Origin of the sequence: Chryseobacterium sp. LJ668 (genome assembly GCF_019613955.1) — a bacterium.
Lineage (GTDB): Bacteria > Bacteroidota > Bacteroidia > Flavobacteriales > Weeksellaceae > Chryseobacterium.
Window position 1 is genome coordinate 177,464 of the sequence record NZ_CP080443.1, and the last position, 23,854, is coordinate 201,317.

Genomic DNA, 23,854 nt, shown 5'->3' on the forward strand with positions numbered 1-23,854 from the left:
TTTTTAATTGATAACGTTAATGAATTATTACTGTTTAAATATTTTTAAGTAGTAAACCTATTGCGCAAAAAAGTCCAATTAGGGACGTGAATAAAAATGCTTAAAAAAAAGTTTTAAATAAAACTTGGAAGGAAATTTACGGTCTAAGCAACAAGAGAAAATTTAGATTGAAAGGTCAGACTTATAATTTAAAAAAAAAGAAAAATATTGATATGGTAGCAAAAATGAAATGCAAACTAAATTAGAAATGGGAATTAAGCAATGAGAGATTTATAAGAATAGTATTGCCTAATCATTTTAAAAACGATTAGGCAATATATCATTATTTTTTAAGCGATAAAACATAAAGTCTAAAACATGTAAAACTGATTTATTACAGATTCTATTCTTGAAATTACTAGAATTGATACTTTAAACAAAAAAAAATTCATTATATGCATATAAGCTCATTGAGATTTGAAGGGTCGGTAAAACATACGTACTTGGAACATCTCAGATTCAGTTGATGAAATAACATAAACCATTAAGGTTTCACCTCACTTTTCTTGAGTTCCTTATCCTTTTTTCGTTGAATTTTTTTAAAGTAACCACGGAATAAAAAATTGTGTTTTAATGCTTCCATATTTTCATTGAGCTTTTCCGAAGCTTCCTTTACATTGATCATTGTGGAGTCAATATTTTGGACAAGCTTTTCATCTTTTGTAATATAATTTAATGAGCCTTTTCCAGATTTGATTTCATTGATATAATCATCTACATTCTGAGATATCTTATTGATGTCTTCACTGGATTTTTCTAAATTAGAAAAAACATTTTGAATTTGTAAACGAGATTTGGGATCACTCAGAAGTACAGCCACCGCACTCTCATCATAATCAATTTTAGAAATCACAGAATTTACTTTTGCCATTGCTCGAGAAACATCATCGACAGTTCTTTTCATTCCTGATATAGAAGATCGCATGTCATTTTCCATAAGAGAGTCACTTAATATTGCACCCAAGAAACCTTCGCCTTCAACAATCTTATGCGTAATTTTAGCTAAATCAGCAGTAATCAAAACAGCGCTTTCGTTGGTTTTACTAAAGGTTTCAAGAATTTCATCGATCGTAATTTTTGTTTTGATTTGAATGTGATCACCGGTAACCACCACTTCATTCATTTTGTTATCTCCCGGGATAATGTTAACAACCATACTTCCTACCAAACCATCAGAAGCAATATTTGCCACAGCATTTTTTTTAATAAATCTGGAAGCCTCCTGCTCGACGGACATCTCTACAGTTATTTTACCTTCTGCCGTCATTTGTATATTTTTTACGGTTCCTACATCCACACCAGAATACCGGACATTATTACCAACTTGCAAACCGCTTACATCTGTAAAAATTGCAAACAGCTGAATATTTTTGCTAAAGAGATTCTGACGTTTTCCAACTGAATAAAGCGCTGTAATAAGAAGTATAGTTCCAACGATTATAAAAATTCCCACGTATATTTTTTTTGAAGTAGAGTTTTCCATAGTATTAATTTTTAAAGAAGGCTTTAATCTGTGGATCATCAGAATTTGAGAGCTCTTGAAAAGTTCCTTCCGCATAATTTACACCGTCTACCAGCAAAATCATACGGCTTGATATTACCCTGGCACAATCAACATCATGGGTAATTATTATTGATGAAGTTTTATACTTTAGCTGTATATTTCGAAGTAATTCTATAATTTCTTTCGCTGTGATAGGATCCAAACCTGTTGTAGGTTCATCGTAGATCATAATTTTAGGTTTCAGAATTAAAGCTCTCGCTAATGCAATTCTTCTTTGCATTCCTCCAGAAAGTTCGGATGGCATTAAGTCAATAGTTTGTTCTAGACCTACATCTTTCAAAGCTTCTGTCACTAAAGTCTCTGTTTCTGTAAAATGATCACTTTGATCTTTACGTCGCCTGAGTGGAAACTCTAAGTTTTCACGAACAGTCATAGAGTCATATAAAGCACTTCCCTGAAACAGAAAACCAATTTCATTTCTTAATATATCCAGTTCTTTATGCTCCATGCTTGTAATATCTTCTCCCTTTATTGTAATTGTGCCAGTATCTGGTTTTATTAAACCAACAAGACATTTCACCATAACTGATTTTCCAGAGCCTGATTTTCCCATAATCACCAAGCTTTCCCCTTCTACAAGTTTTAGATTAAACCCATTCAAAACATGATTCTCACCAAAAATTTTTGTTATATTTTTCAGTTCTAAAACTGTCTGTAAGTTATTTTCCATCATTATTTATATATCAAAAATTATATCGGTTACAAATACGGCGATAAAATCTATCACAAATATTAGCATTGAAGTGTATACTACAGCAGCATTAGATGCCTCACCCACTCCCACAGTTCCTTTCGCACAATTATATCCTTTATAACAACCAACCAATCCGATTGCAAAGCCGAAAAAAAATGATTTTATAGCCGCAGGAATAATATCACCAAACTCAATGGCATTAAATACCTTATTGAAGTAAAGAATATAGGAAACATCTGATTTCAAATTTTCAACCATCGCTGATCCAACAAGCGATATACTGTCACCTACAATAATTAAGAGCGGAAGCATCAGTGTACTCGCAACGATTCGGGTAACGACTAAATATTTAAATGGATTTGTACCTGAAACTTCCATCGCATCAATTTGTTCTGTAACCCGCATAGATCCTAATTCTGCCCCTATTCCTGAGCCTATTCTTCCTGCAGAAATCAGAGCGATAATCACAGGACCAATTTCTCTTATGATTGAAATGCTAATCATTGAAGGAATCCACGACTCAGCACCAAATTGCTCGAGCGTTGGTCGAGATTGTAAGGTGAAAACCAAACCTAGAATAAATCCGGTAACCATCACCAAAAGCAGCGATCTATTTCCAATGTTGTAACATTGCCGAATAAGTTCTTTAAACTCATAGGGTGGAACGAAATGTTCTCGAAAAAAACGCTTGGCAAATAAAGTGATATCTCCTACTTCTGAGAAAAAGGATTTTATCGATGACCTTGAAAGCATTGATACAGACATAAAATATTGTTTAAGAAAAGCAAATCGATCTATTTATAAATGGGAATATTATTCAGTTTGGGGAAAATAAACAACCTTACCATTGTTTGCTCATTTCTAATCTCGTTAAGGTACACTCAAAAGATCATCTTGACTTTTTGCACTGATAATCCTGAACTGATTCTTCCAACCATTGTGTAAGAGAAACATCTTAAAAAAACTCAGATCATTTTTAAATTTTGTAGTGAGCGTACAATTCTCATAATTTAAAAATTGTATCGTGAGTAACATCAATTTGTTTAAATTCTTCATCTCTCGATTTGAATTTATATTTAAAATGGATCGCTTAATTCACTTGTTCTGATCAGTTTTTTATTGACAAACTCTTCTAAGCCCAATGCGGCCATTTCTCTTCCGTAACCGGAATTTTTTGTACCTCCAAAGGGAAGATCAGCCTGAGTCCATGTTGGATGATTGATAAAAACCATACCTGTATCAATTTGATCAGCAATTCTTTTTCCTCGGTCAATATCCTGTGTAAAAATTGAACCTCCCAATCCGTATGGTGAATCATTCGCCAATTGGATGGCCTCTTTTTCATTTTTTACCGTAAAGAAAAGTGCCACAGGTCCAAAAAACTCCTCATAAAAAACAGGATTCTCAGATGTAATATCTGTCAAAATCGTCGGCTCCATGTAGGCACCATCTCTCTGAACTCTCTTACCACCTAAAATAATCTTAGCGCCACCATCGACAGCTCTTCTCACTTGTGTTTCAATATTTGAAGCTGCTTCTTCACTGCAAAGGGGACCTAAATCTGTAGTGTTTTTTATTGGGTCACCAACTTGTAAACCTGACATTTTTTCAGTGAATTTTTTCAGAAATTCTTCAGCAATGCTTTCTACCGCTATAAATCGTTTCGAGGCTACACAGCATTGTCCGTTATTATTAATCCTTCCCACAACTGCCCATTCTACCGCTTTATCAATATCGGCATCTTCTAGAATAATAAATGCATCACTTCCTCCTAATTCTAAGACCGACTTCTTGATATGTTTACCGGCCTCAGTTGCTACACTTATTCCTGCGGCTTCACTTCCAGTGAGTGAGACGCCTTTAATTCTTGGATCAGCAATCAATTTTGAAGCGTTTTTTCCAGATAAAAATAGATTGGTATACAATCCGATTGGAGCACCAGCTTCTTTAAATATATCTTCAATCGCTAATGCGCATTGTGGAACGTTTGAAGCGTGTTTCATAAGTATCGTATTACCAATCATCAAATTAGGAGCTGCAAAACGGGCAACTTGGTAAAATGGGAAATTCCAAGGTTCAATTCCCAACAAAACACCAATTGGACTGCTTCTGATGAATGCTTCTCCATGATCTGGATGCAATACTGTATCAGCAAGAAGAACTTCAGCGTTTTTAGCATAATAATCAAATATTTCTGCACTTAATTTTATTTCACCCTCTGCGTGAGTAAGCAGTTTACCCATTTCTAAAGTAATTAGTTTGGAAAGCTCCAACTTCTTTTCTCTCAAAAGACCGGCAACTTCGTATAAAAGTTTTGCCCTTTCTTTATAATCTATCTTTTTCCATACATCAAATGTACTTGTAGCATTTGCTACTGCTTTTTCCAGAGACTCAGAGGTAATTTCTTCAAAGCTCTGTATAAGTTCATTTGTAGTGGGATTGATGGTTTGAAATGCCATAATTTTAATTTTTAAAATATTAATATCTTAGTTCGTTGGTTTTATTGAATTGGATATCTTCGATAGTGATTGAATAAACATTCAGCTTCCAATGGTTCGAATGTAATTTGCAATTAAGTGTTTGCAATCATTTAAGCGAATCCTTGAGAAATAAAAACTTAAAAGCACTTTCTATTCGTGCTTTCAAGTAATAACACCACTAAATATATTTTGCTAGTAAGCTGTTTCGTATTCTACAGCCAGTTGATTTATAACCTCCCAAATTCCGGGCGTTTTCCAGGCAATACGTGCTGCTTCGTCTTTTGCGTACCAAGAATGAACGGTTCCGGTTAAACTTACAATTGTTCCGGAAACAGATACAACGATATCTTCACTATTGATAACGCTTCTTTCTAATGCATCTTCAACATCTTTCTGCTCAATTTTGTCATGAAATAATGATTTAACAGCAATATCATTGATGATAGCTTTCACGCCAGGAAGAAGATGAACAGAATTTTCAGCCGCTTCCTTTTCATAATTCCATTGAACCTCGCCCTCTAAAGTCACTCTTCCATCCTCAACCATCACATTTATTTTATCATCAGGAATTGAATAATTTGCTTTAAAGGCTGCTAAAATCTCATTCGCGACTTCTGCGTCACTTTTTGTGTATGAATTATGATAAATCACTTCAATATTTTCAACAATAGCTTTCACTCCATTAATCCCTTTCGCTGCGGATTCCGCTTCAACTTTTTTCGCATAACTGTCAACGACTCCAGTCAAAGAAACCACTCCGTCTTTCGCTGTAACTCCAATTTCTGCTGAATTTAATAATGGTTCCCATTTAATAGCATCCTGCACATCTTTCTGTAGTTCTGCGTTTGTTTTCATTTGTCATGAATTTGGTAGAAACTGAATTGTTTCAATAGTGTAAAATTACATCCATTTGTAAATCATATAATTACAGATAGATTGAAAAGGCTTGCAGTTATCACACATTGGGATAATTCACTTCTTTGTTAAAAAATGTGTGATGATTGTAAATATCAGATTTTAATCAACAACAGCGATGCTATACTAAATATTCATCTTTGCAAAGTAATTATTATGTTACACCAAATACTCTAAATTATGGAAACGAATCTTAAAAATGAAAATTTTACAATAAGCGGTGACTGGACTTCACAGTCCAAAAAATTGAAAGAAAAATATTCCTTATTAAAGGATTCAGACTTACAATTCGACAGCGGACAAGACAATGCTTTGATTGCAAGAATTGAAAATAAACTCAGTAAGAATCGTGCAGAAGTGATTGAAATGATTACCCGAAACGTTATTTCCTAATCGAACATAAATTAAAAATAATCAGCAAAAACAATATGGAAAATATTTTAAATCGTTATAAACAAAAGCTTGATTTTGATGAAAATAAACAAAGTTTTAGTGAAATACACAACAATCAAGTAACTGCGTTCTATTACATGGCGGATACTACCGTCAATTTGGATAAAGATCTCACAAAAGTTATAGATTCAATTGAAGTATTGCAAAAACTTCACAAAAAATCAGAATTGATCATCAAGATGAATATTGATACTGATGAGGATACACAATATATATCCATTCTAAAGGAAATTAATACGTCGACAAGTTATCTCAAACAGCAGTTTCTGTATTTGAAAGAAAACATCATCAAAAAAGACCAATTCAATAATTTTTTATTTTGGAAATATAATCTGTATATCATGAATAAAATTAAACTCAATCACAAAAAACTGGAGCAGATGGGATTGAGCACACTTCAGAACCAAGAAAAATTATACTGGAGAACATCAATCTGTAATACGCAAGATGAAGTTTTTTCTCTGATTGTTTCACTAATGAGTATATGTAAACTTGAGATCAACTTCGTAGAAGAATATTTTCCAAATAAATGGAACGAAAGTAGTCTAGAGATCAGCACTTTAAAACCATTACATAGAAAATATATAAACAGTGAAAACAGTAATCGCTATAAACACAAAAATGTCTGGATGTCAGTAATGGATTTTTTTGCCGGTGACACCACTATATCCCATTTGTAAGGAGAATTTCAAACACACCAGAACATAAAATTCTTATAATGTGTGATATATACAAAAACTACAAGGAGACTTGCAACGTTTTTCGTTTACAATAGACCAACTTTACTTTAAACCAAAATCAATACAAAATGTCAAAAGAAAAAGATAGTAAAAAATCTACGGATAAAACGGTTGCTTTAAAAACAACAAAAGAAAAACGTGTTGATAAACTCGCAAAACGTAAAGAAAAAGAAGATCAAAATAAACTAACGGATCAATAATGATCACTGTAAAAAAAGAGGGAATTCTTCTTAAAAAAACAGAGTTAGACTTTGAATGTGATGGCGTACTGAATCCCGCTGTAATCAAAGATAATGAGAAAACACATCTTTTTTATAGAGCGGTAGCCAAGGGAAACATTTCAACAATTGGGTATTGCTCACTTTTAAATCCTTTGGAGGTTCAAGAAAGATATGAATATCCTATATTACGGCCTGAATTTGGATATGAGAAACATGGTATTGAAGATCCTAGAATCGTTAAAATTGAGGATATTTTCTACCTTACCTACACCGCCTATGATGGCATTAATGCTTTGGGAGCCTTAGCGATTTCTAGGGATCTCACAAACTGGAAGAAATTGGGCATTATTGTTCCTGAAATTACTTTTGAAGAATTTAAATATTTTTCAGAAATCGACAAATCCCACGATGAAAAATATATTCGCTTCAACAAATTTCAGATAAGTCATCAGGAAAACACAGAAGAAGTTTACTTATGGTGCAAGAATCTCGTTTTTTTCCCAAGAAAAATTAATAATAAATTCTATTTTCTTATTCGTATTAAACCTGATGTACAATTAGTTGCCGGCATAGAAAAAATTGAAGATTTAACATCTCAGTTCTGGAACAACTACTTTCTTAACTTCAAAGAACATATCGTGTTGTCTCCTAAGCATGAGCATGAGATTAGTTACATTGGATGCGGATGTCCGCCTATTGAAACAGAGAGAGGATGGCTTATCATTTACCATGGTGTACATGATTCTGTTGAAGGGTATGTGTATTCCGCATGTGCAGCATTGCTGGATTTAGATAATCCCGGAAAAGAAATTTCAAGGCTTCCCTATCCTCTTTTCAAACCACAAGAAAAATGGGAATTGAAAGGTGAAGTTAACAATGTCTGTTTTCCTACAGGAGCCGTGGTTGAAGATGATACACTGTTTATCTATTATGGTGCTGCAGATCAACGTATAGCAGTTGTTTCGGTGAATATATCAGAATTACTGGATGAATTGATTACCTATAAATACCTAGATGTAGAAGTTAATAACCTTTAAAAAATTTTAGAATGGAAAACATGAATACAGACAATGTAGTTAGAAGGATAAAAAAAACAATGCCTAAGATTATTAATTCCATAGTTCATCCTGAACCCTATCTACCCGAGATTGTTTTTATCACCTCATTCCCTCCAAAGGTTTGTGGTATTGCTACGTATTCTCAAGATCTTATCAAAAGTTTGAAAAAGAAATTTGGAGATTCGTTCAATACCATGATATGTCCTATCGAAACTGAAGACGAGCAGTACGATTATATTGAAAAAACTCCTTATCGTCTCAACACTTCAGATTATAACTCATATGTACAATTAGCAAATCAAATTAATCAAAATAACAGGATCGAGTTAGTGATACTTCAGCACGAATTTGGGTTTTTCTCTACCATAAAAAATGGGTTATCACAATTCTTAAAACTATTGGAAAAAGATATTATCATTACATTTCACACTGTTCTTCCAAGTCCTGATTTGCAATTGAAAAAACACGTACAGGAAATTGCACATTGCTGCCAATCTATCATTGTAATGACGGAAATTTCTGCTATAATTTTGTCGAAAGAATATGGAATTCCGTTAGAAAAAATAAATATTATTGCTCACGGAACACATCTTCTTCCTCTTACAGATAAAACTGAATTAAAAGATAAATATGATCTGAATGGAAAAAAAGTACTGTCAACATTCGGATTATTAGGTTCTGGGAAAAATATTGAAACGACCTTACAAGCATTACCGGAAATCATAGCTGATCATCCTGATGTTTTATTTTTAGTAATCGGAAAAACACATCCGGGAATCGTAAAAAATGATGGCGAAGAATACCGTCAATTTCTTGAAAAAACAGTGCAGGATCTACGTCTTGAAAATCATGTAAGATTTGTTAATGCATATTTACCTTTAGATGAGTTACTAGAATATCTGCAACTAACTGATATTTATCTTTTTACTTCAAAAGATCGAAATCAGGCTGTGAGCGGTACATTTTCTTATGCAATCAGCTGCGGATGTCCTATCATTTCTACGCCAATTCCACACGCTGTAGAAGTTTTGAAAAAAGAAACAGGAATTATCATCGATTTTGAATCGCCAAAACAATTGGCAAATGAGGTCAATAAAGTTCTGAAAAACGAACAAATACAAGAGCTACTAAGAACTAATGCACTTGAAAAAATGGCCCCTACCGCATGGGAAAACTCATCCATATCTCACGCCCAACTTTTTGAAAAATCGGGTGCAAAAAAAATTCAATTGCAGTATGCTATACCTGAAATCAATTTAATTCATATAAAAAATATGACAACCGATTTTGGAATGATTCAGTTTTCTAAAATCAATAAACCTGACATTGATTCCGGATATACTTTGGATGACAATGCTCGTGCTTTAATTGCCATTTGTGAACATTTTGAACAAACTCGGGATCAAGAAGATATAGAATTGATTGAGATTTATCTTGATTTTATAGAATTTTGCCAACAGCCTGATGGTAGTTTCCTGAATTATGTGAACGAGGAAAAAGAATTTACGCAACAGAACTATGAGACCAACTTAGAGGATTCCAATGGAAGAGCAATTTGGGCTTTAGGATATTTGATTTCAAAAAGAGATATTCTTAACGATCATCTTTTAGGAAAAGCAGAAAAAATAATTCAGAAAAATCTTCCTTTAGTACAAGATATATATTCAACCAGAGCAATGGCATTCATTATAAAAGGTTTGTACTATCAAAATTCTGACAAGAATATAACTTTACTTGATTTGTTAGCTGGTCGTTTGGAAAGAATGTATCTTCATGAGGCTAAAGAAAACTGGCATTGGTTTGAAAGTTATCTCACCTACGGAAACAGTGTTTTACCAGAAGCGATGTTATGCGCATGGATGTCTACCGGGAAAAATAGTTATAAAAAAATAGCGATAGAATCCTTTCAATTTCTTTTGTCAAAGATATTCGTAAATAATTCTATTAAAGTAATTTCTAACAAAGGATGGCTTCAGAAACATGAAATGAAATTACATTCAAATGGCGGTGAACAGCCTATTGATGTTGCTTACACCATTTTAACATTATCAAAATTTCAAGAATGTTTCGGAGATGAATCTCATTCCGAAATGATGCAGGATGCTTTCAACTGGTTTTTGGGAAAAAATCATTTGAATCGAATTATTTATAATCCTGCAACGGGCGGATGTTATGATGGATTGGAAGAAAAAAGTGTTAATTTGAATCAAGGGGCAGAGTCTACAGTCAGTTATTTAATGGCAAGACTTTGTTTAGCTAAAGCTTAACAAGATTTTTATCATCTTTAGATAATTGGCAATACGGTCATTTTCATACTTCAATAGAACATTACAACTTCGAACATTAAACACTAATTATACAGCATCAATATCAATGAATTAGTGTTTAATTTTATGGTTAACAAACAAGAAAATTCAGTAATTTTTAAACGATTAAAGTGGCTAAATGAGATATAACTAAGCGGTCTATCTCAACTTTCTTTTAAAAAAATAGTATCGATATAAAATCTTATCATACCAAATCGTAAAAAGTAGGGCTCCCGATGCAAATAGAAGTACTTTTATATAAAAGATTTGATAGAGCCATCCTCCTATCACACATCCACAAAAAAAGCAAAGTATGATCGAAAGCTTCAGAAAAATATTTTTTTTAAGTTGCTGATATTTTAGTTCTTCTTTAATGAAAAATATTTGAGAAAACTCTATCCCTAAATCCGTAAATAACCCTGTAAGATGTGTTGTCCTTACAACAGACTGCGAAACTCTGGTTACTAAAGAGTTTTGGATTCCCATTGCAAAAAGGAGTATGAATGCAACCATGTTTGGTGTCAGCTGAAGGTTTACTTGCTTGAAACCAGAAAGACCTATCAAAGAAATAAGCAAAATTTCGATTAATAGGGGAATCAGGTGCGGACGAATCTTTTTACGTTTTGATAAAAATTCAATAATAAAACTAGACGTAAAAGATCCTAAGAGAAAACAGAGAATGAAAAGTAAATAAACAAAAGCTGTTCGATATCTATTCAATAGTATTTCCTCAGAAAAAAAAGCAAAATGCCCAGTGACATTTGTCGTAAGAACATTTACTGACAACACTCCGGTAATATTAACAATACCTGCAACAAAAGAAAGAGCTGAGGCTAGTTTAAGATTGTGAAAATAAGTTCTGCTTTTACCTCTGTGATGAAACATCCTGTTAGGTTTAATCAATAAATTTATAGAACGCAATCAAATGAAGGTTCAAATTCCTCATTAAATTCATTCACTTACAATAGTATCGAAAATTATCCGTTTTCCTTTACTATTTGTGATAAGATTGAAATGAAAATTAAAACCAGTAAAAAACCTAATCTTAATGTAAATTGTTGGACATGGTTTTATAAAAAGACAATGATAACTAAGAGGTAATCCAATCCTAACTGAAATGTTTGCTAAAAAGCTTAAAATGCATCTGAAAAGACTAAACACATAAAGCTGACAATTTAAAAACTATATGGTTATTACTTCCTTTCTATAATAGCCCATGCTCAAGTTAGATCTTATCTTATTAAATACAAGGAGAGTTCTCTTTACATCCTCTAAAGTGTGAATAGCTGTGGGAATCAATCGTAACATAATTATTCCTTTCGGAACCACAGGATACATTACCAGAGAGCAGAATATTGCATGATTTTCACGTAAATCACTGACCAAGGCAGCAGCTTCATCTATAGATCCGTCAAGATATACAGGAGTTACCGGAGAATTGGTAGTACCTATGTCAAATCCTGCATCTTTCAATCCACTCTGAAGATTATTTGCAATAACCCATAGCTTTTCTCTAATTTCAGGTTTGGTGCGCATTAATTCTAAACGTTTTAAAGCACCAAATACCATTGGCATTGGCAATGATTTAGCAAATATCTGAGAACGCATGTTATATTTCAGGAATAGAATAGCTTCTTTCGTACTGGCGATAAAAGCACCAATACCAGCAAATGCTTTAGCAAATGTCCCAAAATAAAAGTCAATACCATCCTGAACATTTTGCTCTTCTCCAGTTCCTGCGCCACTTTTACCAAGACATCCAATACCATGAGCATCATCTACCAAAAGAGAAAAATTAAACTTGCCTTTTAAGGCGACAATTTCTTTTAGTTTTCCCTGGTCGCCTCGCATACCGAAAACGCCTTCGGTGATGACCAATATTGCTCCTTTTGTTTCTTTTATTATTTCCTTTGCACGCTCTAACTGTTTTTCACAATCTTTAATATCATTATGCTTGAAAACAAATCGTTTTCCGAGGTGAAGGCGTATTCCATCGATTATACAAGCATGCGATTCTGCATCATAAATGATCACATCTCTTCGATCTACCAGACAGTCGATTAAAGATACCATTCCCTGATAACCATAATTTAATAAAAATGCATCTTCTTTTTGAACATAATCTGCAATCTTCTCCTCAAACTCTTCATGCAAGGTAGTATTTCCGGTCATCATACGAGCTCCCATTGGATAAGCAAGACCATACAAACGAACTCCTTCATTATCGGCTTCTCTGACTTCGGGATGGTTGGCCAATCCTAGATAATTATTAAGACTCCATACTAATTTTTTCTTTCTATTAAAAAACATATTATTGCTGATCTGACCTTCAAGCCTGGGATACGCATAATATCCATGGGCATAATGAGCATGATCACCCAGTGGACCGAGACGTGTTTTTATTTTATCAATTATATTCATTTTTTTATGTTGTTTTCGATATTTTTTTATTCTGGATTTATATAGAAGAATTAATGAGGTTCGTTATAAATTACTTTTAAATCACCTTTTTCCAAAAATTCAGTAGTCCATCGTACGCGGTATTTTCTAAATCAAAACTTTTGGGAATCTCATCCCATTTACTCCAATATGTTACCAAACGTGTCCCTACGGGCGTTTCATCAAGCTGATTTCTGACATACTCTGAGTACTCATCATATAATTCTCTGTTTTTTTGTACTTCATCATCAATGGAGCATGTATGATCAATATTTTCGTAAAATGAATTAAAAAAATAAAATGCATCATAATCGGAAAAGGATATTTCCTTAATATTGGAATGAATAAAATTCACATTGTCAATATTATATTTGTCTGCAATTTTTTTTGAGATTTTTATTAGAGATTGTCTCTGCTCAACACCACAAAACCTTCCTGATGTCGAAGCAGCTCCTACCAAACAAAATTTACCGGCACCAGCACCTATGTCCAACACCTTACTATTTGAAGTTTCTGCTAAATAATGAGCTGCCATCTTTGCAACGGCAACTGGTGTCCAATGACGTTCTGCCAGTTCTTTTATACGAGGAGGATACAGCGAATTAAATTCGCTGTCTTTGACATCAATATTTAATTGTATATGTTTAAAAATCATAGTATTAATTTTAAATATTCTTCATGGGTTAATAATTCTTGTGTATAAATTTTAGCTGAAATACTCACTAACCAAAAATTATATGGATCTAGATTGACCTGTGATGGATGAGTATTTAAAAAAGTATTTAATGTTGTGATTTCGAATTCACAAGGCGCAACTAAAGAGAATGTTGCATTAGTTCCGTAAATCACTCCCCATGAAGCTGATTCCAACAATCTTTTTTCGTCGACATTCAATTCGATCAAGTCAATTTCTCCTATTTCTTTTTGAGCAAAATCAGTGATACCAATACAAAAATCACACAGCCCAATTTTCCTTAACCACAAATGGTTTTTAGTATAGTAGAGATTCTTAGGAATAATCATATTTCATTTGATAAAGTTTAGTTTACTTTGGTTGATAACACCACATAGTGTATTTCTGATCTTATGCGAATTTTATTATAAATCTCAATTCTGCTGATCATAAAAAAGCATCAACAGTATTTATTTCCATAAAGAAAAAAATCCCATTTCCAAACGAAGTGTATCTCTTGCCGCTAAACCGACAGGAACAATATGGTCGTCTTTTCCTGCTTTTAAAATGGCATCCCAAACATGTTCAGCATATTTATTTTCTACAAATATTTCAAACCCTCTTGCTCCTAGATAACCAGATGATGAGATCATCACTTTGGAAATACATGCTAATTCACCAATTTTGAATTTTGTGCAGTCAATGCCTTCCAAATAGATATCTGTCAGTTTCTGAAGAGTGTGCAAAGCTTTTGGACCTTGTACAATCATTAAAGTCATTGTATCCGTAACATTTGTTACTTCTGCATTTGGAATAGTATGTAAAAGAATCCAATCCATAACTTTCCGGATTTTTGAAGCATTAACCACCAAAAGATATCCCTTTTCACCAATACTATAAACCATCAAATCATCTATAATACCTTTGCTTTTGGACATGCAACTATAGTGTAATGTTCCGGCAGTAAGTTGTGGGGACTTATTCAAAGAAATCATTTGAACCAAGTCAAAAGCATCTTTTCCATGAATCAAAATCTTACCCATGTGTGATGCATCCAAAATACCAACACCTTTTTTTGTTGCCTCATCTTCCTGCTGTATTTCTGTATATTGAAGAGGCATTTGATAACCGGCAAATTCTATCATTTTTCCACCGAGGATGTGATGTATTGTATTAAGTGCCGTTTTCTTTATTTTTACCATCAGCAGACCGTCTTATAAACTTATTAAAACTGAATAGGAGTTTGATCGCAGCAACCACTCTACATCGAAAAGATTATTCATTTTTATTTTGGCAATCCAACCCTCACCGTACGGATCGGAATTTAATAATTGAGGATTGAAAGCTAATTTTGGATTCATCTCAATAATTTCACCGGCAATAGGCATAATAAGATCCGAGATTTTATTCACGGCCTCAATAGTTCCAAATATTTGTTCTTGTTTTATATTCTTTCCTAAAGTTTTAACTTTTACATAGATAATTCCTCCAAGTTCTTTCTGGGCAAAATCCGTGATTCCGACATATGCGGTATTACCTACAATTCTGATCCACTCATGATCTTCTGTATATAAGAGGTCTTTCGGAATTATCGTATCAACACTGTTTTTTTTCATAAAAAATAACACACTCATTATTGTTCTTTTGATATTTAACCATATCATTTTTTTGTTTATTCAGTTTTTTCAACCAATCTTCGTAACATTTGTGTCAATCACAGGACCTCCCTGCATTATTTGTTCGTTGGCAAATGACTCAAAGGATGTAAAGTTCAATCTAAATTGGGCTGCAAGATTAAGGGCTGTTTCATCATATGCAGATTTATCATCCCATGTATTTTTGGGATTTAATATTTCAGAAGGTACCCCGTCACATTCTATGGGTATCTTCAATCCAAATACAGCATCACGCACAAAATCTATATCTTCTAATTTTTTTTCTAATACTGCCGCAATCATAGCTCTGGTGTAGGAAAGTTTAATACGTTCTCCTGTTCCGTAAGATCCTCCAGACCATCCTGTATTAATCAACCAGACTTTTACTTTATTTTCTATCAATTTTTTTCCTAACAATTCAGCATAGGTTGTTGGATGCAATGGTAAAAAGGGTTTTCCAAAACATGCAGAAAAAGTGGTCTGGGGTTCTGTAATTCCTGCTTCGGTTCCTGCTACCTTTGCAGTATATCCAGAAATAAAATGATACATCGCTTGACCAACAGTCAATTTTGAAATGGGAGGAAGTACACCAAAAGCATCACAGGTCAAAAAGAAAATATTTTCCGGTACTCCACCAACAGATGGATGTACTGCATTGTCAATAAAATCAATAGGATAAGCTGCTCTTGTATTTTCAGTTACAGAAATATTATCGTAATCAACGATATCTGTTCCGTCAACAAAACGCACATTTTCAAGCAAAGTTCCAAAACGGATAGCAGAAAAAATTTGGGGTTCTCTCTCTTCGCTCAGATTAACACATTTCGCATAACAGCCGCCTTCAAAATTAAAGACATTCTGATCGTCCCATCCATGTTCATCATCGCCAATTAGTTTTCTGGACGGATCTGCGGAAAGTGTAGTTTTACCTGTTCCTGAAAGTCCAAAAAATACAGATGTATCTCCTTGTACACCAATATTAGCCGAACAATGCATCGAGAGCACATTCTTTTCATAAGGAAGTATGTAATTTAAAACCGTAAAAATTCCTTTTTTGATTTCTCCGGTGTAGGCACTTCCTCCAATAAGAATGATCTTTTTTGAAAAATTAATGACTGTGAAATTATGCTGGCGTGTTTTGTCTACTTCCGGAACAGCTCTAAATTCAGGAGCTACTAATATAAGCCATTCGTGGTGAAAGGTTTCTAGTTCTTTGTCAGTCGGTCTTAAAAATAGATTATTAACAAATAAACTCTGCCATGGTTTTTCGGTAACAACCCTGATGTTTAATTGATACTCAGATTTTGCGCAGGCATAGGCATCTTTCACATAAATATCTCTGGCAGAAAGATGGGCAGCAACACTGCTGTATAATCTGTCGAAATCTTCGGGAAGAAACGGATGGTTAACCTCCCCCCACCAAATGGAATCTGTGGTATTCTCATCCTTCACAATATATTTATCCTTAGGTGAGCGTCCCGTAAATTCACCGGTATCACAAGCCAATGCTCCTGAACGGGTGATGACACCCTGGCTTTTCTTTAGCGTCTGGGCTATTAGTTGAGACACTGATAAATTCCAGTAGACTTCCTTTGTATTGTTAATCCCCAGATCTTTTAACTGCTCTAAATATTCCATATCAAAATCAATTTATTATTACTGTAAAATTAGGCTGTTTAATACCAGAATAGAATGACCCACGTGGCAATGAAATTTGATTTAAATCAAATTTTCGCTTAATTAAAAATAGGTTAGATTTGTACTAGATTATGATCTCGAAATTCATTTTTAACAACCAATATCTATTTGAAGAGCTTCCGGAGGGTGATAAAGACATGTTTACTCAAGTAATGCATCAAAAAAATTACCGAAAAGACGAAGCAATATTTACTGATGGTACAATGCCCAATGGCGTTTTCTATTTGAAATCAGGTAAAGTAAAAAAATATAAGGTTGATAATGACGGTAGAGAACAGATCATTTATATCTACAATGCAGGAGAGTTTTTCGGATATTCGGCCATCTTAAGTGAAGAGTCTTATGGCGATACTACACAAACTCTTGAAAACTCTGTGATTTCTTTTATTTCAAAGGATGATTTCCTTTCTTTACTTACTAAATCCGCCGTATTTTCTAGGTTACTTTTAAAATGCCTGAGTCACGAGTTTAGTGTTATGGCAAATTTAATGACCGTTCTCTCTCAAAGAACTGTTCGGGAACGAGTAGCCTTAAGTCTGCTTATTTTGCATGATAAGTACAAAATAAACAGCTCAGATGATGCTACTGTGTTTATTACATTGTCCCGTTCCGATTTAGCCAATATGGCTGGTACCGCAAGTGAAACGTTGGCACGTATACTTCATGGTTTTAAACAGGAAAAACTAATTATGATGGAAGGACGTAAAATACAATTATTAGATTTTAAATTGTTAACTCAAATAGCAAATCTCATGTAAATGACAGTAGTATTTAAGATACTAAAAAAATTAATGCGGTAATTTTTCCCTTACATATCCATACACCCAAGTTCCAAAAATTGCACTCACCAAAGTGATGATTACTGCAAATGCACCTGTCCCGATTTGTGCAAAAAGAGGTCCCGGACATGCTCCTGTGATTGCCCAGCCAAAGCCAAAAATCAAACCACCATAAATTTGCCCTTTATTGAATTTTTTAGGAGCTATTGAAATGGTTTCTCCATCAATGGTTTTTATCCTGAATTTTTTAATGAGTAAAACAGAAATCATTCCGATGACAACTGCGCTTCCGATAACGCCATACATATGAAAGGACTGCAGCCTGAACATCTCCTGAATTCTGAACCAACTGATAATTTCAGCTTTTACAAAAACAATTCCGAATAAAACACCCACGATGAGGAATTTTAAATTATCATACCATTTTTCTTTTTTCATTATTAAATAAATTTAGAGTGAAAGAATTATCGGCAAAATAACATTTGCCATGAAAAAACCACCGATCATAAAGCAGATCGTTGCTATTAAGGATGGCCATTGAAGATTTGAAAGTCCCATGATGGCGTGTCCGCTTGTGCAACCTCCGGCATATCGTGTTCCGAAACCGACTAGAAATCCACCAGCGACCATCAGGATAAAGCCCTTAATTGTCAACAAACTTTCAAAATTCATCAGCTGTGTAGGAACAAGATTGCTGTAATCTGTGATTCCATAGGTTGCCAATTCTGCTTTAAGTTTTGGATTAACAACAATGTCTCCCGGATTCACAAGAAAATAAGCGGCAATCATCCCTCCAAAGAAAATACCCATCACAAAAAATAAATTCCAGGATTCTTTTTTCCAATCATATTTGAAAAAACTAACATTTGCGGGAATACACGCTGCACAAATGTGCCGTAATGATGAACTGATTCCGAAAGATTTATTTCCTAAAATCAGAAGTGTAGGAACCGTGAGTCCAATCAAAGGGCCAGCAACATACCATGGCCAAGGTTCTTTTATGATTTCTAACATGAATTTTATTTTTTATTATTTAATTGAGTTTAAAACTTTTGTTTGACAAACAAAATCGCTTATGGGAACATCAGTCTGTGCGATTGCATTAAAGCCGCCTTCAATTTCAGTGAAATTTCTGAAACCTCTAGCCTGAAGAATACTTGCAGCCATCATACTTCGGTAACCGCCTGCGCAGTGAAGATAAAAATGTTCGCTCGGTTCAATATGATTCATCCAATTATTGATGTACGCTAAAGGTTTACTGTAAGCATTATCTACATGTTCTGCTAAGTATTCACTGTCTTTTCTAACATCAATGACTGTCACATTTTTATCCCTGATTTCATCTTCAAATTGTTTGGCAGAAATACGATGAACCCTATCTATCTCCTTGCCTGTCTTTTTCCAGGAAGTGAAACCACCTTTCAGAAAACCTAAAATATGATCAAACCCTACTCTGCTTAATCGTGTAACCGTTTCTTCTTCATTATTTTCATCGGTAACCAGTAAAATCGGTTGTTTGACATCAGCAATCAAAGCACCTACCCAAGGTGCAAAATCTCCGTCTAATCCAATGTTAATCGATTGAGGAATATAACCTTTTGCAAAATCGTCATTATTTCTGACATCAAGAATCAAAGCACCGAAAAATTCCACAGTTTCCTCAAATTCTTCGGGAGAAAGCGCATGAAGACCTTTAGATAAAACTTCATCAAAACTGTCATACCCTTTTTTATTCATCGCAACATTCATCCCGAAATAGGCTGGTGGCGGAAGAAGACCTTCTGTAACCGCTTTTATAAAGCTTGTTTTGTCATTTTGATTCAGAGCATAATTGGTCTTCTTTTGATTTTCCAACGTATCAACTGTTTCTTTCTGCATATTTTTTCCGCAGGCAGAACCAGCTCCGTGGGCGGGATAAACAATAATTTCATCATCCAAAGGCAGAATTTTTTGATATAAACTATCGTAAAGAAGTCCGGCAAGTTCTTCCTGAGTCATATGTGCAGCTTTCTGGGCCAAATCTGGACGACCAACATCACCTAAAAACAACGTATCTCCACTGAAAAGAGCTTTTTCATTTCCTTTTTCGTCGATTAATAAAAAGGAAGAGCTTTCCATCGTATGTCCGGGCGTATGTAAAATTTTAATTTTTACTGCTCCAATTTCAAAAATCTGACTGTCTTCCGCTATAATCGCATCAAACTCAGGTTTTGCTGTTGGTCCGTACACAATCAGCGCACCTGTTTTTTTACTTAAATCAACGTGACCACTTACAAAATCTGCGTGAAAATGGGTCTCAAAAATGTATTTTAATTTCACTTTATCTTTTTGTAGTCTCTCGATGTACGGCTGAGTTTCTCTTAATGGATCAATGATTGCAGCTTCGCCATCAGATACGATGTAGTATGCTCCTTGAGCCAAACATCCCGTATAAATTTGTTCTATTTTCATTTTTTAATATTTTATTTATTACAAAGGTCCTTTTATAATTTTTATTCTACAGCCACTTTAGTTACACAACGTCTTTTAGAGAAAAAGTTCTTTAATAAGGATATAAATACCCATGATCAGAACAAACCATCCGAAGGCAGGCTTTAATTTTTTACCATCAATTTTCTTAGATATTTGTGAACCGATGATGATTCCCAGTATGGCGACTGCAGAAATGGTTGCCAATAAATGCCATTCAATTCTGACGCTATTCATTGATGAAAAAAATCCAACAAGAGAATTTAACGAGATGATCACGAGAGAAGTTCCTATCGCCACTTTCATCGGTTTCCTCAATAGATTGACCAATGCCGGAATAATCATAAATCCACCTCCGGCTCCGACCAGACCTGTTAAAATTCCTACAACAGAACCTTCTCCAGCTACTAAAAGTGTATTGGTTTTAGCTGAATAATTTGTTGTTTTCATTACCGTGCTTTTATGAATCATTTTATAAGAAGCAACAATCATTAATCCAGCAAAAATCACCAGAATAAAAATATCTTTGGTAAACGTTAAACTTCCAATTTTAAAAACTTTATCAGGAAGTAAAAGAAGAAGAAAATTGCGGGTAAGGAAAATGGAAACAATTGATGGTATACCAAAAATAAAAGCAGTTCTAAGATGAACCAGCCCTTTTTTAAAATAAGAAAACGAGCCAACCATACTGGTTACTCCGACAATAAACAGAGAATATTCTGTTGCTAAAAAAACATCAATACCAAAGAAGTAAACTAAAACTGGAACAGTGAGAATGCTCCCACCACCACCTATTAATCCCAATGAAATGCCTATAAAAACAGATGCTATGTATCCAAAAATTTCCATTTTTTCAATTTTATAATACAAAAATCGAAATACTGGTCTATTTGCACAGCTACTTTTGTTACACAACAAAAATTAATGAGTCATAATTTTTAGCAAGTTGTTAGAATGAAGTTTGATGAAATTTTTAGATAGAATCTGAAAGCGTGATTTTATTTCTTCCCAACTTTAGTTTGCCTGAATCTTCCAATTGTTTCAGAAGTCTTGAGACTACTACTCTAGCTGTCCCAAGCTCATTGGCAAGTTGCTCGTGTGTCGTGATAATTGTTTTGGATTGAGACATTTCAGATTTTATATTGAGTAAATTCAATAACCTTTCGTCCACTTTTTTGAATGCAATAGCATTGATGATATCGAGTAATTCTTCGAAACGTTTATGATAGAGCCTGAAAATGTAATCCAGCCATTCGGGATATTCTTTGATAAAAAGAAAAACTTTCTCCATTGGCAAAAATAGAATTTCAGTGTCTTCTTCTACTTCAGCTTTTACAATGCTTTTTTCATTGTGCATTCCACCAAGGAAGGACATGATACAGCTTTCACCAGCTTTGATGTAGTATAATAAAATTTCTCTACCATCTTCCTCGGTACGGATTACCTTTATTAAGCCTTTCATCACAATCGGTATCGAGCGTATGGACGCATTTTCATCCAGAATGATATCTCCTTCGTGGTAGATTTTCCTAACTCCGTTTTGATTAAGTTGATCGATTAAATCCGAAGAAGAACTGAACTCAGAAGATAAAGCAGTATTATTCATTTCTAATAATGTTTTACCAATATACGACTAATTAGGAACACATCATTACAATCTTCCTCTAACATCAGGTACTAAAGGACTTTACAGTTCTTCACAGCAATAGTACAGAAATAATCATTATGTATCATTAACTCCAAAAGCCAACTAATCAACTGCTGAGGCTATTATAAATCTATTTATTCATTACTCACACATCATGTTTTAGATATCAATTAAACATTTATCAAAATCAACCGATAAAAAGGCAGCTAATGTATAGCGGCCAGCCTGTTCTTTTGCCAGCCAAAAGACTACGGCATAAACGGTTTCCTCCCTTAAGGTACCCTCCAATTATTCCGTTTCCTTTTGGCTTTTCCCTTTGCCCGCTAAGATTATCTGCTTTCTTTTTTCCGGTTTTTCTTTTGAAAAATATTCAGCGAAGCCCTAGGGGCTTTCATAGAAAGGACGGTGAAGAGATGGTGAACAAATCAAAATAAACAATCTTACAAACGACGATTATGAACATTATCGGAAGACTGACAAAGGATGCGGAAGTACGCAACTTGTCCAATCAAAAGCAGGTAGTTAATTTCTCAATTGCTACAAATGACAACTATCGCAACAAAAAAGGCGAACGAATCGAACAGACTACCTTCTTTGACTGCGCCTATTGGATCTCTCCGAAAGTTGCTGACTTTTTAACGAAGGGCACTTTGGTAGAATTAAGCGGAAGAGCTTACCCATCAGCATGGATAGGAAAAGATGGTGAACCTCATGCAGGCTTGAATTTCCATACTTCGCAAATTAAGGTACACAGCAGTAGCAAAATAATTCAACCGAATACTGCCGAATCAACGAAGTCAGATAAAAAAGGAACATCAAAATCTCAGTCAAATAACAGCGATAAGGATGATGACCTACCCTTTTAATAGTACCAAATTATTTTTAAATATCTAAACAATTTTATCATGGCACACCAATTAAACTTCAATAGCAGGACGGGAAAATATTCATTTTTCAGCGTGAAGGAAAAAGCATGGCACAATTTGGGGCAAATCGTAGAAGATTACCCGAAAAGCGAAGAAGCAATACAATTTGCAGGTCTTGATTACGAAGTGGCAAAATCACCACTTTTTACCAAAGGCTCTGGAATTATAGAAAATGACGATAGTATCGAAATGATGAATTCCGAATTGGAAGTTCCCAATTATTTCGCCAACATCAGAACAGATAATAACACTGTTTTGGGAGTAGTTGGAAGAGACTACCAAATCGTACAAAACCGTGAAGCCTTTTCGTTTTTTGACTCTATTGTTGGTGGTGGAAACGGAATTTTATACGAGACCGCAGGAGCTTTGGGAAATGGGGAACGTATTTTTATCACGGCTAAACTACCCGATTACATCAGAGTTGGAAACGGTGACGATATAACAGAAAAATATATTTTCCTTACAACCTCCCACGAAGGAAGCGGAAGTATTACCGCCGCTTTTACTCCAATCCGTATTGTTTGTCAAAACACTTTAAATGCATCATTGAGAAATATGAGTAATGTAATAAGAATCCGACATACAGCAGGAGCAAAACAGCGTTTGGATGATGCCCATAAAATAATGGGATTAGCAAATAACTTGAGCAAGGAATTGGAAACCATTTTTAATCATTGGGCAAAAATAAAAGTCAAAGATGATCAAATTAAAAAACTCATTCAATTGGCTTTATGTCCTAATAAAGAAACGTTAGATCATTTGCTTAAAGGAAATTCTGACGAACTGTCAACCATGTTTAAGAATTCAGTTAACGATGCTTTTATGTATGCGATGATCAGTGATACCCAACAAATGGAAACCACAAAAGGAACTTTGTTTGGAGTTTATAATGCTGTCATAGGTTATTATCAAAATGTAAAGAACTATAAAAATGATGAAGCCAAATTACAGTCTATTGTATTGGGTGGTACTGCACAATTAAAATCTCAAAAGGCTTTTGATCTTTGCGAAAGGTTTGCCCATCAAGGTGCTGAACCAATTTTTATGAACTGATTTTTTGAATTCTATTTAAATTTTTAGTACGGGAAATTTAAGTC

Annotated in this window: 25 protein-coding genes; 8 read left to right on the forward strand and 17 right to left on the reverse strand. The window is 34.2% G+C overall.

Annotated features, from left to right (window positions below):
- Positions 1-523: 523 nt before the first annotated feature.
- The 5 genes from K0U91_RS00840 to K0U91_RS00860 form a co-directional block, all read right to left on the reverse strand.
- Positions 524-1,522: an MlaD family protein gene (locus K0U91_RS00840; RefSeq protein ID WP_220180032.1), complete on the reverse strand. Its 999-nt coding sequence runs from the start codon at positions 1,520-1,522 to the stop codon at positions 524-526.
- 4 nt (positions 1,523-1,526) lie between these two features.
- Positions 1,527-2,276 (reverse strand): ABC transporter ATP-binding protein, encoded by a 750-nt coding sequence (locus tag K0U91_RS00845; RefSeq protein WP_220180033.1) that lies wholly within the window; start codon positions 2,274-2,276, stop codon positions 1,527-1,529.
- A 3-nt stretch (positions 2,277-2,279) separates the two neighbouring features.
- Positions 2,280-3,062 carry an MlaE family ABC transporter permease gene (locus tag K0U91_RS00850; RefSeq protein ID WP_220180034.1) on the reverse strand — a complete coding sequence of 261 codons (783 nt, stop codon included), beginning with the start codon at positions 3,060-3,062 and terminating at the stop codon, positions 2,280-2,282.
- A 311-nt stretch (positions 3,063-3,373) separates the two neighbouring features.
- On the reverse strand, positions 3,374-4,756 hold the full coding sequence (locus K0U91_RS00855; protein ID WP_220180035.1) for an NAD-dependent succinate-semialdehyde dehydrogenase: 1,383 nt from the start codon (positions 4,754-4,756) through the stop codon (positions 3,374-3,376).
- A gap of 213 nt (positions 4,757-4,969) precedes the next feature.
- Positions 4,970-5,632 (reverse strand): BON domain-containing protein, encoded by a 663-nt coding sequence (locus K0U91_RS00860; RefSeq protein ID WP_220180036.1) that lies wholly within the window; start codon positions 5,630-5,632, stop codon positions 4,970-4,972.
- A gap of 240 nt (positions 5,633-5,872) precedes the next feature.
- Here K0U91_RS00860 and K0U91_RS00865 point away from each other — a divergent pair, with 240 nt between their 5' ends.
- The 5 genes from K0U91_RS00865 (at position 5,873) to K0U91_RS00880 (ending at position 10,431) form a co-directional block, all read left to right on the forward strand.
- Positions 5,873-6,085, forward strand: a complete 213-nt coding sequence (locus K0U91_RS00865; protein WP_220180037.1) for a hypothetical protein — start codon at positions 5,873-5,875, stop codon at positions 6,083-6,085.
- A gap of 35 nt (positions 6,086-6,120) precedes the next feature.
- On the forward strand, positions 6,121-6,825 hold the full coding sequence (locus tag K0U91_RS00870) for a hypothetical protein (protein WP_220180038.1): 705 nt from the start codon (positions 6,121-6,123) through the stop codon (positions 6,823-6,825).
- Between the two features lie 128 nt (positions 6,826-6,953).
- Complete coding sequence (locus tag K0U91_RS16185) at positions 6,954-7,085, forward strand: hypothetical protein (protein ID WP_258561884.1); 132 nt, start codon at positions 6,954-6,956, stop codon at positions 7,083-7,085.
- Entirely contained in the window at positions 7,085-8,143 is a 1,059-nt protein-coding gene (locus tag K0U91_RS00875; RefSeq protein ID WP_220180039.1) for a glycoside hydrolase family 130 protein, read from the forward strand. The genes K0U91_RS16185 and K0U91_RS00875 overlap by 1 nt, the downstream gene beginning before the upstream one ends.
- Positions 8,144-8,154: 11 nt before the next feature.
- Positions 8,155-10,431 (forward strand): glycosyltransferase, encoded by a 2,277-nt coding sequence (locus tag K0U91_RS00880; RefSeq protein ID WP_220180040.1) that lies wholly within the window; start codon positions 8,155-8,157, stop codon positions 10,429-10,431.
- Positions 10,432-10,629: 198 nt separating this feature from the next.
- Here the strand turns inward: K0U91_RS00880 and K0U91_RS00885 are convergent, their stop codons facing one another.
- The 7 genes from K0U91_RS00885 to pckA all read right to left on the reverse strand — a co-directional run bounded on the left by K0U91_RS00885 (position 10,630) and on the right by pckA (position 16,875).
- On the reverse strand, positions 10,630-11,355 hold the full coding sequence (locus K0U91_RS00885) for a YoaK family protein (RefSeq protein WP_220180041.1): 726 nt from the start codon (positions 11,353-11,355) through the stop codon (positions 10,630-10,632).
- Between the two features lie 297 nt (positions 11,356-11,652).
- Positions 11,653-12,891 carry an aminotransferase class I/II-fold pyridoxal phosphate-dependent enzyme gene (locus tag K0U91_RS00890; protein ID WP_220180042.1) on the reverse strand — a complete coding sequence of 413 codons (1,239 nt, stop codon included), beginning with the start codon at positions 12,889-12,891 and terminating at the stop codon, positions 11,653-11,655.
- Between the two features lie 76 nt (positions 12,892-12,967).
- The gene (locus K0U91_RS00895; RefSeq protein ID WP_220180043.1) at positions 12,968-13,564 is read right to left on the reverse strand and encodes a class I SAM-dependent methyltransferase; all 597 of its coding nucleotides are present in this window, start codon (positions 13,562-13,564) and stop codon (positions 12,968-12,970) included.
- Positions 13,561-13,932 carry a glycine cleavage system protein H gene (locus K0U91_RS00900; protein ID WP_220180044.1) on the reverse strand — a complete coding sequence of 124 codons (372 nt, stop codon included), beginning with the start codon at positions 13,930-13,932 and terminating at the stop codon, positions 13,561-13,563. Before K0U91_RS00900 ends, K0U91_RS00895 begins: the two co-directional genes overlap by 4 nt.
- Before the next feature lie 120 nt (positions 13,933-14,052).
- Positions 14,053-14,727 carry an aminomethyltransferase family protein gene (locus K0U91_RS00905; RefSeq protein ID WP_220180045.1) on the reverse strand — a complete coding sequence of 225 codons (675 nt, stop codon included), beginning with the start codon at positions 14,725-14,727 and terminating at the stop codon, positions 14,053-14,055.
- A gap of 69 nt (positions 14,728-14,796) precedes the next feature.
- The gene (gcvH, locus tag K0U91_RS00910; protein ID WP_258561886.1) at positions 14,797-15,216 is read right to left on the reverse strand and encodes a glycine cleavage system protein GcvH; all 420 of its coding nucleotides are present in this window, start codon (positions 15,214-15,216) and stop codon (positions 14,797-14,799) included.
- A 51-nt stretch (positions 15,217-15,267) separates the two neighbouring features.
- Positions 15,268-16,875 carry a phosphoenolpyruvate carboxykinase (ATP) gene (gene pckA, locus K0U91_RS00915; RefSeq protein WP_220180046.1) on the reverse strand — a complete coding sequence of 536 codons (1,608 nt, stop codon included), beginning with the start codon at positions 16,873-16,875 and terminating at the stop codon, positions 15,268-15,270.
- Between the two features lie 131 nt (positions 16,876-17,006).
- Between pckA and K0U91_RS00920 the strand changes: the two genes are divergently transcribed.
- Entirely contained in the window at positions 17,007-17,693 is a 687-nt protein-coding gene (locus K0U91_RS00920; protein WP_220180047.1) for a Crp/Fnr family transcriptional regulator, read from the forward strand.
- 30 nt (positions 17,694-17,723) lie between these two features.
- On the opposite strand, the gene K0U91_RS00925 is transcribed toward K0U91_RS00920, so the two are convergent.
- The 5 genes from K0U91_RS00925 to K0U91_RS00945 all read right to left on the reverse strand — a co-directional run bounded on the left by K0U91_RS00925 (position 17,724) and on the right by K0U91_RS00945 (position 21,789).
- Positions 17,724-18,152, reverse strand: a complete 429-nt coding sequence (locus tag K0U91_RS00925) for a DUF6691 family protein (RefSeq protein ID WP_220180048.1) — start codon at positions 18,150-18,152, stop codon at positions 17,724-17,726.
- 12 nt (positions 18,153-18,164) lie between these two features.
- Positions 18,165-18,728 (reverse strand): YeeE/YedE family protein, encoded by a 564-nt coding sequence (locus K0U91_RS00930; RefSeq protein WP_220180049.1) that lies wholly within the window; start codon positions 18,726-18,728, stop codon positions 18,165-18,167.
- Positions 18,729-18,743: 15 nt separating this feature from the next.
- Positions 18,744-20,165, reverse strand: a complete 1,422-nt coding sequence (locus K0U91_RS00935) for an MBL fold metallo-hydrolase (protein WP_220180050.1) — start codon at positions 20,163-20,165, stop codon at positions 18,744-18,746.
- A gap of 75 nt (positions 20,166-20,240) precedes the next feature.
- Positions 20,241-21,032 (reverse strand): sulfite exporter TauE/SafE family protein, encoded by a 792-nt coding sequence (locus tag K0U91_RS00940; protein ID WP_220180051.1) that lies wholly within the window; start codon positions 21,030-21,032, stop codon positions 20,241-20,243.
- A 124-nt stretch (positions 21,033-21,156) separates the two neighbouring features.
- A complete protein-coding gene (locus tag K0U91_RS00945) occupies positions 21,157-21,789 on the reverse strand; it encodes a Crp/Fnr family transcriptional regulator (protein ID WP_220180052.1) in 633 nt (210 codons plus the stop codon).
- A 497-nt stretch (positions 21,790-22,286) separates the two neighbouring features.
- Here K0U91_RS00945 and K0U91_RS00950 point away from each other — a divergent pair, with 497 nt between their 5' ends.
- A complete protein-coding gene (locus K0U91_RS00950; RefSeq protein ID WP_220180053.1) occupies positions 22,287-22,697 on the forward strand; it encodes a single-stranded DNA-binding protein in 411 nt (136 codons plus the stop codon).
- Between the two features lie 39 nt (positions 22,698-22,736).
- Entirely contained in the window at positions 22,737-23,810 is a 1,074-nt protein-coding gene (locus tag K0U91_RS00955) for a DUF932 domain-containing protein (RefSeq protein WP_220180054.1), read from the forward strand.
- Positions 23,811-23,854 lie beyond the last annotated feature (44 nt).

Bases quoted from the DNA above. Each gene is read 5' to 3' on its own strand.
- K0U91_RS00905 (WP_220180045.1), bottom strand. From the start codon at position 14,727: ATGATAGAATTTGCCGGTTATCAAATGCCTCTTCAATATACAGAAATA.
- K0U91_RS00950 (WP_220180053.1), top strand. From the start codon at position 22,287: ATGAACATTATCGGAAGACTGACAAAGGATGCGGAAGTACGCAACTTG.
- K0U91_RS00885 (WP_220180041.1), bottom strand. From the start codon at position 11,355: ATGTTTCATCACAGAGGTAAAAGCAGAACTTATTTTCACAATCTTAAA.
- K0U91_RS00935 (WP_220180050.1), bottom strand. From the start codon at position 20,165: ATGAAAATAGAACAAATTTATACGGGATGTTTGGCTCAAGGAGCATAC.
- K0U91_RS00840 (WP_220180032.1), bottom strand. From the start codon at position 1,522: ATGGAAAACTCTACTTCAAAAAAAATATACGTGGGAATTTTTATAATC.
- K0U91_RS00930 (WP_220180049.1), bottom strand. From the start codon at position 18,728: ATGTTAGAAATCATAAAAGAACCTTGGCCATGGTATGTTGCTGGCCCT.
- K0U91_RS16185 (WP_258561884.1), top strand. From the start codon at position 6,954: ATGTCAAAAGAAAAAGATAGTAAAAAATCTACGGATAAAACGGTTGCT.
- K0U91_RS00900 (WP_220180044.1), bottom strand. From the start codon at position 13,932: ATGATTATTCCTAAGAATCTCTACTATACTAAAAACCATTTGTGGTTA.
- K0U91_RS00845 (WP_220180033.1), bottom strand. From the start codon at position 2,276: ATGATGGAAAATAACTTACAGACAGTTTTAGAACTGAAAAATATAACA.
- K0U91_RS00920 (WP_220180047.1), top strand. From the start codon at position 17,007: ATGATCTCGAAATTCATTTTTAACAACCAATATCTATTTGAAGAGCTT.
- K0U91_RS00875 (WP_220180039.1), top strand. From the start codon at position 7,085: ATGATCACTGTAAAAAAAGAGGGAATTCTTCTTAAAAAAACAGAGTTA.
- K0U91_RS00865 (WP_220180037.1), top strand. From the start codon at position 5,873: ATGGAAACGAATCTTAAAAATGAAAATTTTACAATAAGCGGTGACTGG.
- K0U91_RS00850 (WP_220180034.1), bottom strand. From the start codon at position 3,062: ATGTCTGTATCAATGCTTTCAAGGTCATCGATAAAATCCTTTTTCTCA.
- K0U91_RS00945 (WP_220180052.1), bottom strand. From the start codon at position 21,789: ATGAATAATACTGCTTTATCTTCTGAGTTCAGTTCTTCTTCGGATTTA.
- K0U91_RS00890 (WP_220180042.1), bottom strand. From the start codon at position 12,891: ATGAATATAATTGATAAAATAAAAACACGTCTCGGTCCACTGGGTGAT.
- K0U91_RS00860 (WP_220180036.1), bottom strand. From the start codon at position 5,632: ATGAAAACAAACGCAGAACTACAGAAAGATGTGCAGGATGCTATTAAA.
- K0U91_RS00955 (WP_220180054.1), top strand. From the start codon at position 22,737: ATGGCACACCAATTAAACTTCAATAGCAGGACGGGAAAATATTCATTT.
- gcvH (WP_258561886.1), bottom strand. From the start codon at position 15,216: ATGAGTGTGTTATTTTTTATGAAAAAAAACAGTGTTGATACGATAATT.
- K0U91_RS00895 (WP_220180043.1), bottom strand. From the start codon at position 13,564: ATGATTTTTAAACATATACAATTAAATATTGATGTCAAAGACAGCGAA.
- K0U91_RS00925 (WP_220180048.1), bottom strand. From the start codon at position 18,152: ATGAAAAAAGAAAAATGGTATGATAATTTAAAATTCCTCATCGTGGGT.
- K0U91_RS00880 (WP_220180040.1), top strand. From the start codon at position 8,155: ATGGAAAACATGAATACAGACAATGTAGTTAGAAGGATAAAAAAAACA.
- pckA (WP_220180046.1), bottom strand. From the start codon at position 16,875: ATGGAATATTTAGAGCAGTTAAAAGATCTGGGGATTAACAATACAAAG.
- K0U91_RS00855 (WP_220180035.1), bottom strand. From the start codon at position 4,756: ATGGCATTTCAAACCATCAATCCCACTACAAATGAACTTATACAGAGC.
- K0U91_RS00870 (WP_220180038.1), top strand. From the start codon at position 6,121: ATGGAAAATATTTTAAATCGTTATAAACAAAAGCTTGATTTTGATGAA.
- K0U91_RS00940 (WP_220180051.1), bottom strand. From the start codon at position 21,032: ATGGAAATTTTTGGATACATAGCATCTGTTTTTATAGGCATTTCATTG.